Origin of the sequence: Roseateles sp., from assembly GCF_019237615.1 — a bacterium.
Classification (GTDB): domain Bacteria; phylum Pseudomonadota; class Gammaproteobacteria; order Burkholderiales; family Burkholderiaceae_C; genus Pelomonas.
In genome coordinates, this window is record NZ_JAFAGT010000016.1 from 1 (window position 1) to 13582 (window position 13582).

The 13582-nt window shown below is 69.6% G+C and carries 11 protein-coding genes; all 11 read left to right on the forward strand.

The window, feature by feature from the left end; translation table 11 throughout:
• Window positions 1-519: 519 nt before the first annotated feature.
• Window positions 520-951: a division/cell wall cluster transcriptional repressor MraZ gene (locus JOY88_RS03225; protein ID WP_293500408.1), complete on the forward strand. Its 432-nt coding sequence runs from the start codon at window positions 520-522 to the stop codon at window positions 949-951.
• Window positions 951-1904, forward strand: coding sequence for a 16S rRNA (cytosine(1402)-N(4))-methyltransferase RsmH (gene rsmH, locus JOY88_RS03230; protein WP_293500345.1), 954 nt, complete (start codon window positions 951-953; stop codon window positions 1902-1904). The genes JOY88_RS03225 and rsmH overlap by 1 nt, the downstream gene beginning before the upstream one ends.
• 4 nt (window positions 1905-1908) lie before the next feature.
• Window positions 1909-2172 carry a cell division protein FtsL gene (ftsL, locus tag JOY88_RS03235; protein ID WP_293500346.1) on the forward strand — a complete coding sequence of 88 codons (264 nt, stop codon included), beginning with the start codon at window positions 1909-1911 and terminating at the stop codon, window positions 2170-2172.
• A 73-nt stretch (window positions 2173-2245) separates the two neighbouring features.
• The gene (locus JOY88_RS03240; RefSeq protein ID WP_293500347.1) at window positions 2246-4033 is read left to right on the forward strand and encodes a peptidoglycan D,D-transpeptidase FtsI family protein; all 1788 of its coding nucleotides are present in this window, start codon (window positions 2246-2248) and stop codon (window positions 4031-4033) included.
• Entirely contained in the window at window positions 4033-5499 is a 1467-nt protein-coding gene (locus JOY88_RS03245; RefSeq protein WP_293500348.1) for a UDP-N-acetylmuramoyl-L-alanyl-D-glutamate--2,6-diaminopimelate ligase, read from the forward strand. The genes JOY88_RS03240 and JOY88_RS03245 overlap by 1 nt, the downstream gene beginning before the upstream one ends.
• 8 nt (window positions 5500-5507) lie before the next feature.
• Window positions 5508-6884 carry a UDP-N-acetylmuramoyl-tripeptide--D-alanyl-D-alanine ligase gene (locus JOY88_RS03250; protein WP_293500349.1) on the forward strand — a complete coding sequence of 459 codons (1377 nt, stop codon included), beginning with the start codon at window positions 5508-5510 and terminating at the stop codon, window positions 6882-6884.
• Entirely contained in the window at window positions 6874-8052 is a 1179-nt protein-coding gene (gene mraY / locus JOY88_RS03255) for a phospho-N-acetylmuramoyl-pentapeptide-transferase (RefSeq protein WP_293500350.1), read from the forward strand. The genes JOY88_RS03250 and mraY overlap by 11 nt, the downstream gene beginning before the upstream one ends.
• Window positions 8053-8056: 4 nt before the next feature.
• On the forward strand, window positions 8057-9739 hold the full coding sequence (gene murD / locus JOY88_RS03260; RefSeq protein ID WP_293500351.1) for a UDP-N-acetylmuramoyl-L-alanine--D-glutamate ligase: 1683 nt from the start codon (window positions 8057-8059) through the stop codon (window positions 9737-9739).
• Window positions 9736-10989 carry a putative lipid II flippase FtsW gene (gene ftsW, locus JOY88_RS03265; RefSeq protein WP_524539182.1) on the forward strand — a complete coding sequence of 418 codons (1254 nt, stop codon included), beginning with the start codon at window positions 9736-9738 and terminating at the stop codon, window positions 10987-10989. Before murD ends, ftsW begins: the two co-directional genes overlap by 4 nt.
• Window positions 10990-11095: 106 nt before the next feature.
• Window positions 11096-12172, forward strand: coding sequence for an undecaprenyldiphospho-muramoylpentapeptide beta-N-acetylglucosaminyltransferase (gene murG, locus JOY88_RS03270; RefSeq protein WP_293500352.1), 1077 nt, complete (start codon window positions 11096-11098; stop codon window positions 12170-12172).
• On the forward strand, window positions 12169-13560 hold the full coding sequence (gene murC, locus JOY88_RS03275; protein ID WP_293500353.1) for a UDP-N-acetylmuramate--L-alanine ligase: 1392 nt from the start codon (window positions 12169-12171) through the stop codon (window positions 13558-13560). The genes murG and murC overlap by 4 nt, the downstream gene beginning before the upstream one ends.
• Window positions 13561-13582: the final 22 nt, after the last annotated feature.

Consider the following 13582-nt stretch of genomic DNA (forward strand, 5'->3'; position numbering starts at 1 on the left):
CCCTCGGCTTCAGAGGGGGCGCAAAGTAACGTCCTGCCGGGTCAGCCCGGCGCCGCGTGCGGCGACCTCAGCTCGTCATCGCGACGGCGCCGGGGTGGGGGAATTTGGGGTGGCCATCAGTGGGGGAGTTTGGGTGGCCGCCGGGGCTTGCTGAAGTGTTCTTCGAACACCAAGGCAATGCCCATGTCGGCTAGGAACTCCTGCGCAAGCCGTGGCCCGGATCGGAGTTCTGGCGTCGCGATCTGAGTTCTGCGTCTCGACCTGCAGTTCTCGCGTGCAGATCAGGCAGCCAAGAATGGGGACAAACACTGTCATTTGTACCGAAGAACCTCAAGCGGAACTTCTCAATACTTCGCCAAGTCCTTATTTATTAACGATATTTTTTGCGCGACTGTGTAAATCAACAGTCCGCGCTAAGTGCTTGATTTCATTGAAAAAACCCGCATGAAACCTTGACCGGCGAGAGGTTGGCCAATTAAAGTGGGAGGAAGTGTCGTTTCGTGGTGAAAAGTGTCGGAAATCGTCTTTCAGGGAGCCTCCAACTTGGCGTTAGACGCCAAGGGCCGCCTGAGTGTGCCCAGCCGACACCGTGAGGTGCTGCAGCTGCTGTGCCAGGGGCGCCTGACCGTCACCAAGCATCCCGACGGCTGCCTGATGCTGTTCCCGCGGCCGACCTGGGAGGTCTTTCGCGACAAGGTCGCCGCGCTGCCGATGTCTGCTGCCGGCTGGAAGCGGGTCTTCCTTGGCAATGCGATGGACGTCGACATCGACTCGGCGGCGCGTGTGCTGATCTCGCCCGAACTGCGCAAGAGCGCCGGGCTCAAGAGCGACGTGATGCTGCTGGGCATGGGCAGCCACTTCGAGCTCTGGGATGCCGAGGCCCATGCCGCTCATGAGGCCGAGGTGATGGCCGGGCCCTTGCCCGACGCGCTCAAGGACTTCAGTTTCTGATGGGTGCCGTGATGGACGAAAACGCCCCGTTCCGCCACACCACCGTGCTGCTGAATGAGGCGGTGGACGGTGTGCTGGCTCGGCCGGATGGCGTCTATGTGGACGGCACCTTCGGCCGCGGCGGCCATTCGCGCGCGCTGCTGGCGAAGCTGGCCCCCGCGGGCCGGCTGATCGCGATCGACCGCGACCCCGAGGCCATTGCCGCGGCGGCGGCCATTACCGATCCGCGCTTTTCAATCGTCCACAGCGGCTTTGCCGACATGGCCGAGCAGCTGGCGGCGCTGGGCGTCCGCCAGGTGGATGGCGTGCTGCTGGACCTGGGTGTGTCCAGTCCGCAGATCGACAACCCGGAGCGGGGGTTCAGCTTCCGCTTCGACGGGCCGCTGGACATGCGCATGGACACGACGCGCGGGCTGAGCGCGGCGGACTTCCTCGCGGGCGCTGACGAGCGCGAGATTGCACGGGTGATTCGAGACTATGGCGAAGAACGGTTTGCTGCACAGATTGCAAAGGCGCTTGTTGCTCGCCGAGAAGCCGGTGCGCCGCTCTCGCGCACCGACGAACTGCGCGAACTCGTGGCTCGCACGGTCAAGACCCGCGAGCCCGGTCAGGACCCGGCCACGCGCACCTTTCAAGCCCTTCGGATTCATGTCAATGGCGAGCTTGAGGAGCTTGAACAGGGGCTGAACGCGGCGTTGCGCCTGCTCAGCACCGGCGGGCGCCTGTCCGTGATCAGCTTCCATTCGCTGGAGGACCGGCGCGTCAAGCAGTTCATCGCCGCCCACAGCAAGGCCGAAGTGGACCGCCGCGCTCCGTTCGCGCCGCCGCCGGCGCTGGCGCTGAAGTCGCTGGGCCGCGTCATGCCCAGCGCCGCCGAGGTGGCTGCCAATCCGCGCGCGCGCTCCGCCGTGCTGCGCGTGGCCGAGCGCACCGATGCGCCGCTCAAGGCCTGAAGCCGTGGCCAAGCTCAATCTGCTCCTCGTCCTGGCCGTGCTGGCCAGCGGCCTCGTGCTGGTGCACAACGCCTACGAGGCGCGCCGCCTGTTCGCCGAGCGTGAACGCGCCAAGAACGAGGGCCAGCGACTGGCCGCCGATGCCGAGCGACTGAAGGCCGAGCGACATGCGCAGGCCACCAACCTGCGCGTGGAGCAGGTCGCCCGTGAGCGCCTGGGCATGCGCGTGATCTCGCCGGCCGTCGTCGCGTCGGGGGCGAGCCAATGAACGCCGTGCGGAGCCACCCCAAGCAAGCTCGCTGCTGCTGGGCGGAGCATCGTGCAGCGCGAAGGGTGCAGGCATGACGCGGCAGAACAAGTCCGGCGCGCGTGCCCTGGGCACGGGCCGAGGCGTCAGCTACTCCACCAGCCCGCTGCTGGCGTCCAAGACTCCGCCCTGGCGCTCGCGCTTCCTGGTCGCCCTCGTGGGCCTGGCCTTCACCGGCCTGCTGGGTCGCGCCATCTACGTGCAGGTGCTGCACACCGAGTTCTTCCAGAAGCAGGGTGAGGCCCGCTACGCGCATACGCTGGAGCTTCCGGCGAGCCGCGGCCGCATCAACGACCGCGCCGGTCAGGTGCTGGCCGCCAGCGTGGCCGTGCCGTCCATCTGGGCCATTCCCAAGGAGGTCGAAGCCGACCCGGCCAAGCGCCGCGAGCTGGCCAAGGTGCTGGGCATGTCCGGCAAGGAGCTGGAGGCCAAGCTCAACCCCGAGTCGCGCTTCGTCTGGCTCAAGCGCCTGGCCGACGACGACACCGCGGCCAAGGTGAAGGCCGTGGGCCTGAAGGGCATCTTCCAGGACCGCGAATACCGCCGCAAGTACCCCGAGGGCGAGGCGGCGGCGCATGTGGTCGGCTTCACCAATGTCGAGGACCGCGGCCAGGAGGGCATAGAGCTGGCCTTCCAGAAGGAGCTGCAGGGCCGCGACGGCTCGCGCTCCGTCGTGCGCGACCGCCTGGGCCGCGTCGTCGAGGACATCGGCGACATCGTGCCGGCCGCCAACGGCCACGACATCGACCTCGCCGTCGACTCCAAGGTGCAGTTCTTCGCCTACCAGCGCATCCGCGACGCGGTGGCCGAGAACAAGGCCAAGGCCGGCTCCGTCGTCGTGCTGGACGTGCAGAGCGGCGAAGTGCTGGCGCTGGCCAACTTCCCGAGCTACGACCCCGGCAACCGCCAGAACCTGTCCGGCGAGCAGTTGCGCAACCGCGCGCTGACCGACGTCTTCGAGCCCGGCTCGACGATGAAGCCCTTCATCGCCGGCCTGTCCATGGAGACTGGCCGCTCCACGCCTGACACGCTGGTGGACACCGGCAACGGCAAGTACGCCTTCCAGGGCGCCGTCATCAGCGACACCAAGGCGCATGGCGTCATCCCGGTGCGCGAGGTCATCAAGTTCTCCAGCAACATCGGCGCCGCCAAGCTCGCGATGCAGATGCCGCCGCGCGAGATGCACGAGATGTTCACGGCCATCGGCCTGGGTCAGCGACCGCAGATCAACTTCCCCGGCGCCATCTCCGGCAAGCTGAGGCCCTACAAGAGCTGGCGGCCCATCGAGCAGGCCACGATGAGCTATGGCTACGGCCTGTCGGCTTCGCTGTTCCAGCTGGCGCGCGCCTACACGGTGTTCGCGCGCGACGGCGAGATCATTCCGGTCAGCATGCTGCGCCAGCCGCACGACCATCCGGTGGCCGGCATCCGCGTGTTCCGCCCCGAGATCGCGCGAGAGCTGCGCCTGATGCTGCAGGCCGCCGCCGGCCCTGGCGGCACCGCGCCCGATGCGCAGGTGCCCGGCTACAGCATAGGCGGCAAGAGCGGCACGGCGCACAAGCAGGAGGGTCGCGGCTATGCCAGCCACAAGTACCGCTCCTGGTTCGTCGGCGTGGCCCCCATCAGCAAGCCCCGCATCGTCGTCGCGGTCATGGTTGACGAGCCCACCGCCGGCGTCTACTACGGAGGCAAGGTCGCCGGCCCCGTGTTCAGCCAGGTCACGGCGCAGACGCTGCGCCTGCTGGGCGTGCCCCCGGACCTGGACGTGAAGAGCCAGATCGTCGCCAACCAGAAGGCCACGGCCGTGGAAGAGAGCTTCTGATGCTGACCCGCCTGAAATCCCCCGAGGCAGCGGCCCGCTGGCTGGCCGAGTGGTGCACGGGCACGTTGCGCACCGACAGCCGCCAGGTCCGGCCCGGCGACGCCTTCATCGCCTGGCCCGGCTACGCGCGCGATGGCCGCGAGTTCGTCGAGGCGGCGCTGGCGGCCGGCGCGTCCACCTGCCTGGTGGAGGACGGCGATGTCGAGCGCTTTGGCTTCGTCGACGCGCGCGTCGCCTCGCTGCCGGGCCTGAAGGCGCGCACCGGCGAGATCGCTGCGGCCTTCTTCGGCAAGCCCACCGACACGCTGCAAGTCATCGCCGTCACTGGCACCAACGGCAAGACCTCGTCGGCCTGGTGGATTGCGCAGGCCTCGAGCCAGCTCGGCAGGCGCTGCGGCGTCGTCGGCACGCTGGGCATCGGCGAGCCGCCCCGGCTCGCCTACAACGGCCTGACCACGCCCGATCCCGTGCTGTTGCAGGCCGCCTTCGCCCGCATGCGCGACGAGGCTTTCTCGGCCTGCGCCATCGAGGCCAGCAGCATAGGCATCGTGGAGGGCCGTCTGGCCGGCAGCGCCGTGAGCGTGGCCGTCTTCACCAACTTCACGCAGGACCATCTCGACTACCACCGCACGATGGACGCCTATTGGGCGGCCAAGCGTGCACTGTTCGACTTCCCCGGCCTGCGCGCCGCTGTCGTCAACCTCGACGACCCCAAGGGCGCGGGCCTGGCCTCGGAGTTGGCGTCGCTGGACATCTGGACCACCGGCGTCGAGCGCCCCGATGCCCGCCTCTCGGCCCGCGGCCTGCACTACACCGGCGAGGGCCTGGCCTTCACGCTGCTGGAGGGCGGCGAGGCCGTCGACGTGCAGACCGGCCTGATCGGCGACTACAACGCGGCCAACCTGCTGGGCGTGGCCGGCGCGCTGCGCGCGCAGGGCCATGCGCTGGCCGACGTGGCCGGCGCGCTGTCCCGGGTGACGCCTGTGCCGGGCCGCATGCAGCGCGTGGGCAACGGCCGCGAGCTGCCGCAGGTCGTCGTCGACTACGCCCACACGCCGGACGCACTGGACAAGGCCTTGTCCGCGCTGCAGGGCCTGGCGCAGGCGCGCGGCGGCGAGCTGGTCTGCGTGTTCGGCTGTGGCGGCGACCGCGACGCGTCCAAGCGCCCGCTGATGGGCGCCATCGCGGCGCGGCTGGCGGGCCGCGTCGTCGTCACGACGGACAACCCCCGCACCGAGGCGCCCGCGCAGATCATGGCCGACATCGCTGCGGCCGCGCCGCAGGCCCTGGTCATCGAGTCGCGCGAGGAGGCCATACGCGCGGCCATTGCCCAGGCCGGCGCGCGAGACATCGTCCTCATCGCTGGCAAGGGCCATGAGGACTACCAGGAAGTGATGGGCGTGCGCCGCCCCTTCTCCGACGTCGGCGAGGCGCACGCGGCGCTGCTGGAAAGGGCGGGGCTGTGAGCCTGTTCATGACGCTCGCCGAAGCGCAGACGCTGCTGCCGGGCTCGACGCTGGTGGGCGACGGCTCGACCGGCTTCGCCCGCGTGCACAGTGATACCCGCACGCTCAAGGCCGGCGACCTTTTCGTCGCGCTGCGCGGCGATCGCTTCGATGCCAACGACTTCCTCGCGCAGGCCAAGGCCTCCGGCGCCGTCGCCGCGCTGGCCGAGCGCGGCCTCGCCGAGGCGGGCCTGGCCGGCCTCCTGGTGCCCAACGCCAAGGTCGCGCTCGGCCAGCTCGCCGCCGCCTGGCGCCGCCAGCAGCAGCTGCCGGTCATCGCCGTCACTGGCTCCAACGGCAAGACGACGACCACCCAGATGATTGCAGCCATCCTGCGCGCCTGGACGGGCGACGCCGCGCTGGCCACCGAAGGAAACTACAACAACGACATCGGCGTGCCGCTGACGCTCCTGCGGCTGCGCCACGACGACGAGGTGAGCCACCGCGCTGCCGTCGTCGAGCTGGGCATGAACCACCCCGGCGAGATCGCACCGCTGGCCGCGATGACGCAGCCCACCGTCGCGCTGGTCAACAACGCCCAGCGCGAGCACCAGGAATTCATGGCCACCGTCGAGGCCGTCGCGCGCGAGAACGGTGCCGTCATCGAGGCCCTGGGCCCCACCGGCTGCGCCGTGTTCCCCGCCGAGGACGCCTGCGCGCCCATCTGGCTGGAGCTGGCGGGCGCCCGCCCGCACCTGAGCTTTGCGCTGCGCGGCGAAGCCGACGTGACCGGCGACGCCGCGTGGATGGGCACGCATTGGGCGCTGGAGCTGCACACGCCCGCCGGCACTGCGCCGGTGGCGTTGCACCTGGCCGGTGAGCACAACCTGCGCAACGCGTTGGCGGCCGCCGCCTGCGCGCTGGCGGCCGGCGCGCCGCTGGGTTCGATCGCCCGGGGGCTGGAGGCCTTCCGCGCCGTCAAGGGGCGCTCGGAGCTGAAAGCCGACGCGCGTGGCCGCGCCCTCATCGACGACAGCTACAACGCCAACCCGGACAGCGTGCGTGCCGCCATCGACCTGCTGGCCGGCCTGCCCGGCGCGGGCTGGCTCATCCTCGGCGACATGGGTGAGGTCGGCAACGACGGTCCGGCCTTCCACCGCGAGGTGGGCGCCTATGCCTCCGCACGCGGCATCGCGCATCTCTGGACGGCTGGACCGGCCGCCCGCGACGCCGCCGTGGCCTACGGCCCCGGCGCGCGCGCATTCGACGACACGGCCGCGCTGATCGCGGCCCTGAGCGAGCAACCCGACGCGACCCAGACCCTGGTCAAGGGCTCGCGCTTCATGAAGATGGAACAAGTGGTCTCCGCACTTCAATCTCAATCAGGAGACAGCCATGCTGCTTAGCCTGGCCCAATGGCTGCAGGGCCTCTACCCCGACCTGGGCTTTCTGCGCCTGTTCCAGTACATCACCTTCCGCGCAGTGATGGCGGCTATGACGGCGCTGCTGATCGGCCTGGCCTTCGGGCCCTGGGTCATACGCCGCCTGACCGAGATGAAGATAGGCCAGCCCGTGCGCGCTTACGGCGTGCAGGCCCACCTGGCCAAGACGGGCACGCCCACGATGGGCGGCGTGCTGGTCCTCATCGGCATCGGCGTGTCCACGCTGCTGTGGTTCGACTGGAGCAACCGCTTCGTCTGGGTCGTCATGCTGGTCACCATGGGCTTCGGTGCCATCGGCTGGGTGGACGACTGGCGCAAGGTGGTCGACAAGAACCCCGAAGGCATGCGCAGCCGCGAGAAGTTCTTCTGGCAGAGCCTGATCGGCCTCGTCGCGGCCATCTACCTTGCGTTCAGCGTGTCGGAGACCTCGTTCCTGGGCGTCGTGCAGTTGTTCTTTCGCTGGGTCACCAGCGGCTTCTCGACCGAGCTGCCTCCCAAGGCCGACCTGCTGATCCCCTTCTTCAAGACCATCAGCATGCCGCTGGGCGTGTGGGGCTTCGTGGGGCTCTCCTACTTCGTCATCGTCGGCACCAGCAACGCGGTCAACTTCACCGATGGCCTGGACGGCCTGGCCATCATGCCGGTCGTCATGGTGGGCTCGGCCCTGGGCCTGTTCGCCTACCTGACCGGCTCGTCGGTGTTCGCCAAATACCTTTTGCTGCCCTACATCCCCGGCGCTGGCGAGTTGCTGATCTTCTGCGCCGCGATGGCCGGTGCGGGTCTGGCATTCCTGTGGTTCAACGCGCATCCGGCCCAGGTCTTCATGGGCGATGTCGGCGCGCTGGCGCTGGGCGGCGGCCTGGGCACGCTGGCCGTCATCACGCGCCAGGAGATCCTGCTGGGCATCATGGGCGGCATCTTCGTGGCCGAAGTGCTGAGCGTGATGCTGCAGGTGAGCTGGTTCAAGTTCACGAAGCGGCAGTTCGGCGAGGGCCGGCGCATCTTCAAGATGGCGCCGCTGCACCACCACTTCGAGAAGAGCGGCTGGAACGAGACCCAGGTCGTCATCCGTTTCTGGATCATCACCATGCTGCTGTGCCTGATCGGCCTGGCCAGCCTGAAGCTGCGGTAAGCGCATGAGGCTGGACCTGCCGCAATTCGCCCAACAGCGCGTGCTCGTGCTGGGCCTCGGGGACTCCGGTCTCGCGATGGCCCGCTGGTGCGCGCGCTTCGGCGCGCAGGTCACGGTGTGGGATTCGCGCGAGCAGCCGCCGCAGCGCGATGCGCTGGGCGACGCGGCCGCGTTCATCAGCGGCGAGCTGACGGCCGAGACTGCGGCGGGCTTCAACGCGGTGCTCAAGAGCCCCGGCCTGTCGCCGCTGGACGCGCGGCTCGCTGCCGTCTACCAGCACGGCCCCGCCGTGCGCGGCGAGCTGGACCTGTTCGCCGACGCGCTCGCTGCGTTGCAGTCCCAGCATGGCTATGTGCCGGCGGTGCTGGCCATCACCGGCACCAACGGCAAGACGACGACGACGAGCATGACAGGCCTTTTCGTCGAGCGTGCCGGCAAGCGCGTCGCGGTGGCCGGCAACATCGGTCCCACGCTGCTGGACACGCTGACCGCGGCGCTGGACAAGGAGCCCGATCCGGCTTCAGTCGAGGTGCTGGCCGAGGTGGTCCCCGAAGAAGTCGAGGGCGCACCGGTCGAGGAGCCCTCCGGGGAAGAGGCTGCGGTGCTGCCTGACGAAGATGCGCCGCTGCCCATAGACCCCCCGCCACCGCGCGGCCCGGTGTTCGAGAAGCTGCCCGAGGTCTGGGTGCTTGAACTCTCCAGCTTCCAGCTCGACGGCGTGACGAACTTCGAGCCCACCGCCGGCGCGGTGCTGAACCTGACGCAGGACCACCTCGACTGGCATGGCGACATGGCTGCCTACGGCCGCGCCAAGGCGCGCATTTTCGGCCGTGAGTCCATCCTCGTCGTGAACCGCGACGACGCGGCGGTCGAGGCGCTGGTTCCCGCGCCGGTGTTCGTCAAGGGCAGCCGCGGCAAGCCCGGCCGCACCGTGTCGCGCCGCGTCGTGCGCTTCGGCCTCAACGCGCCGACGGCGCCGGGCGACTTCGGCCTGCTGGAAGAAGGCGGCCTGGCCTGGTTGGTGCGCGCCCGTGAGCTGGACCCGACGATCAAGAAGCGCAAGGGCGATGAAGAGGAGCCGCTGCTTATCCAGCGCCTGATGCCCGCCGACGCCTTGCGCGTGCGCGGCCGTCATAACGCTGCCAATGCGCTGGCCGCGCTGGCGCTGGCCACAGCCGCCGGCTGCGAGCTGGCGCCCATGCTGCACGGTCTGCGCGAGTACCGCGGCGAGCCGCATCGCGTCGAGCCGGTCGGCAGCATCGATGGAGTCGAGTTCTACGACGATTCCAAGGGCACCAACGTCGGCGCCACGGTGGCTGCGATCTCCGGCCTGGGCGCCGACCGCGCGCCCGCCAAGCTGCTGCTCATCCTGGGCGGCGATGGCAAGGGGCAGGACTTCGCGCCGCTGGCCGACGGCGTCGCCCGTCATGCGCGCGCCGTCGCGCTGATCGGCCGCGACGCGCCGCAGATCGCGGCCGCGCTGGCCAATGCCGGCGTGCCGCTGCTGCGCCACGACACGCTGGAGGCAGCCACCGCCTGGTGCCTTGGGCAGGCGCAAAGCGGCGACAGCGTGCTGTTGTCGCCGGCCTGCGCCAGCCTGGACATGTTCCGCAACTACGCCCACCGCGCCGAGGTCTTCGTCGCGACGGTACAGCGGCTGGCCGACGAGCGCGGGGTGATGCTGTGAACGCGGTACTGGGTGGCGTCACCGCCAGGCTGCAACGCCTGTGGAAGCGAGAGGCCGAGGACGCCAGCGTGCCGGTGCGTGACTGGGTGTCCACCTCGGCCGGCCGACCCACGCAGCTGCAGGGCTTCGACATCACGCTGGTCTGGGTCGTCGTCGCGCTGATGGCCTTCGGCCTGCTGATGGTCTATTCGGCCTCTATCGCGATGCCGGACAACCCGCGCTTCTCCAAATACCTGCCCACGCATTTTCTGACGCGCCACATGGTGGCCATAGGCTTCGCGCTGATTGCCGGTCTCATCACCGTGCAGATCCCGGTGGCGTTGTGGGAGCGCTATGCGCCCTGGGTCTTCATCGTCGCGTTGGTGCTGCTGGTGGGCGTGCTGATTCCCGGCGTCGGCAAGGTGGTCTATGGCGCGCGGCGCTGGATCCCGCTGGGCGTCATGAACTTCCAGCCGAGCGAGCTGGCCAAGTTCGGCATCGCTCTGTACGCGGCCAACTACATGATGCGCAAGATGGACGCGCGGGAGAACTTCTTCCAGGCCGTCACGCCGATGGCAATCTCGCTGGCCTTCGTGGGCCTGCTGCTGCTGGCCGAGCCGGACATGGGTGCCTTCATGGTCATCGCGGCCATCGCGATGGGCATCCTGTTCCTGGGCGGCGTCAACGGGCGCATGTTCCTGCTGATCACGACGGTGCTGGTGGGCGCCTTCGTGCTGATGATCACGTTCAGCGAGTTCCGCCGCGAGCGCATCTTTGCCTACCTCAACCCCTGGGACGAGAAGTACGCCCAGGGCAAGGCCTACCAGCTGACGCACAGCCTGATCGCCTTCGGCCGTGGCGAGTGGCTGGGTCAGGGCCTGGGCGGCAGCGTCGAGAAGCTGCACTACCTGCCGGAGGCGCATACCGACTTCCTGCTTGCCGTCATCGGCGAGGAACTGGGCTTTGCCGGCGTGGCCGTCGTCATCGTCGCGTTCTTCTGGCTGACGCGGCGCTGCTTCCTGATCGGCCGCCAAGCCATCGCGCTGGACCGTGTGTTCGCGGGGCTGTATGCGCAAGGCATAGGCATCTGGATGGGTGGCCAGGCCTTCATCAACATGGGCGTGAACCTGGGCGCGCTGCCGACCAAGGGCCTGACGCTGCCGCTGATGAGTTTCGGCGGCTCGGCCATCCTGATGAACTGCGTCGCGCTGGCCGTGGTGCTGCGTATCGATCTGGAGAACCGGCAGATGATGCGGGGAGGGCGGTCGTGAGCCGTGAAGGCCGTAGTGCATGGCGGGCCGAGCGCCGGGCCGCTCCCGAGCCGGCTCGCATCCCCTCGGGGGATCGGCCAACATACTCGTTGGACGAGGGGTTCCAATGACCGAACGTCATCTCGTCGTGATGGCGGCCGGCACTGGCGGCCACATCATTCCGGGCCTCGCGGTCGCGGAGGAGATGCAGCGCCGCGGCTGGACGGTGTCCTGGATAGGCACGCCGGCCGGCATGGAGAACCGCCTCGTGCCGGCGCGCGGCATCGCGATCGACGCGCTGCCCTTTGCTGGCCTGCGCGGCAAGGGGCTCAAGCACATGCTGCGTGGCCTTGTCGGCTTCTTCCAATCGCTGGGCCAGGCGCGCCGGGTCTACGAACAGCGCCGCGCGACGGCCGTGCTGGGCATGGGCGGCTACGTCTGCGTGCCGGCCGGCCTGGCAGCGGCCTTCAGCGGCCGACCGCTGATGCTGGTCAATGCCGACGCGGCGATGCTGAAAAGCAACCTCGCGCTCAAGCCCTTCGCGCGCCGCATCGCCTTCGGCTTCGACGGCGCGGCGGCAGCCTCCACGGCGGCCGCCGTCGTCAGCGGCAATCCGGTGCGCGCCGAGATCGAGGCGCTGCCCGCGCCGGCCGAGCGCATGGCCGAGCGCGGCGGGCCGCTGCGCCTGCTGGTGCTGGGCGGCTCACTGGGCGCGCGCGCGCTGAACCAGGCGCTGCCGCAGGCGCTGGCGCTGTGGCCGGCCGAGCAGCGCCCGCAGGTGCTGCACCAGTCGGGCCAGGATCACCTGGGTGCCGTCTGGCAGGCCTACAGTGACGCCGGCCTTGCCGCCGAGGTGCGTCCCTTCATCGACGACATGGCCGCAGCGCTGTCCTGGGCGGACGTGGTCGTCTGCCGGGCGGGCGCGATCACCGTCAGCGAGCTGTGCGCGGCCGGCTGCGCGGCGGTCCTGGTGCCGCTGGTTGTCAGTACTACCTCGCACCAGCGCGACAACGCCATCTTCATGGCCCAGCATGGCGCGGCCATCCATCTGCCGCAGGCTGAGCTGACGCCCGCGAAGCTGCACGAGCTGCTGAGCGGCCTGGACCGCGCCGCGCTGCTGGCCATGGGCGAAAAGGCGCGCTCTCTGGCCCGGCCGCGCGCCGCCGCGCGCGTGGCCGACGAGATCGAGGGGATGCTCAAGTGAAACACGCCGTACAAAGGCTGCACTTCGTCGGCATAGGCGGCGCCGGCATGAGCGGCATCGCCGAGATCCTGCACAACCTGGGCTTCAAGGTCAGCGGCTCGGACGCCGTCGAGAGCGTGACGACCGAGCGGTTGCGAGCGCTGGGTCTGCGCGTCGAGATCGGCCACGCCGCACCGCATATCGGCGACGCGCAGGCGTTGGTCACCAGCACCGCAGTCGCGGCCGACAACCCCGAGGTCATCGCGGCTCGCGCCCGCCAGTTGCCCGTCGTGCCGCGTGCCGTCATGCTGGCCGAGCTGATGCGGCTGCGCCGCGGCATCGCCATCGCCGGCACGCATGGCAAGACGACGACGACCTCGCTGGTGACGGCCATCCTGGTCGAGGCGGGCCTGGACCCGACCTTCGTCATCGGCGGCAAACTCAACGCCGCCGGCGCCAACTCGCGCCTCGGACAGGGCGAGTTCATCGTCGTCGAGGCCGACGAGAGCGATGCCTCCTTTCTCAAGCTCAGCCCCGTTCTGGCCGTCGTCACCAACATCGACGCCGACCATATGGATACCTACGGGCACTCGGTCGAGCGCCTGCACCAGGCCTTCGTCGAGTTCCTGCACCGCATGCCCTTCTACGGCGCGGCGGTGGTGTGCGCCGACGACCCCGGTGTGCGCGCCATCCTCGGCCGCATCGAGCGGCCGGTCGTCAGCTACGGCCTGTCGGCCGGCGTCAGCGTGCGCGCGGTCGACGTGCGGCCCGGCGACGGTGCGCAGATGCGCTTCACCTGCCGGCGCGAGGAGGCGGCCGACCTGGACGTGCTGCTGAACCTGGCCGGCGAGCACAACGTGCGCAATGCGTTGGCGGCCATCGCGATCGCGATGGAGCTGGACTGCCCGGACGAGGCCATCCAGAAGGCGCTGGCGAAGTTCGCCGGCGTGGGCCGCCGCTTCGAGAAGCATGGTGATTGGCCGGCAGCCGACGGCGGGCGCTTCGCGCTGATCGACGACTACGGCCATCACCCGGTCGAGATGGCCGCCGTGCTCGCCGCCGCGCGCGGCGCCTACCCCGGCCGCCGTCTGGTGCTGGCCTTCCAGCCGCACCGCTACACGCGCACTCGCGACTGCTTCGCCGACTTCGTGCGAGTGATGCAGGGCGCCGACGTCGTGCTGCTGACCGAGGTCTACGCGGCCGGCGAGCCACCCATCGAGGGCGCGACCGGCGCGGCGCTGGCCCGAGCCGTGGGCAGCTCCAACTTCGTCGCCAAGGTGGCCGACATGCCGGCCGCGCTGGCCGCGCTGACGCGCGACGGCGACGTCGTCATCGGCATGGGCGCCGGTTCGATGAGCGGGCTGCCGGGCCTGGTGGCCCAACATTTCTCGCAAGGAGCGTCCGCATGAGCCACGCACTGCTGCCCGAAGG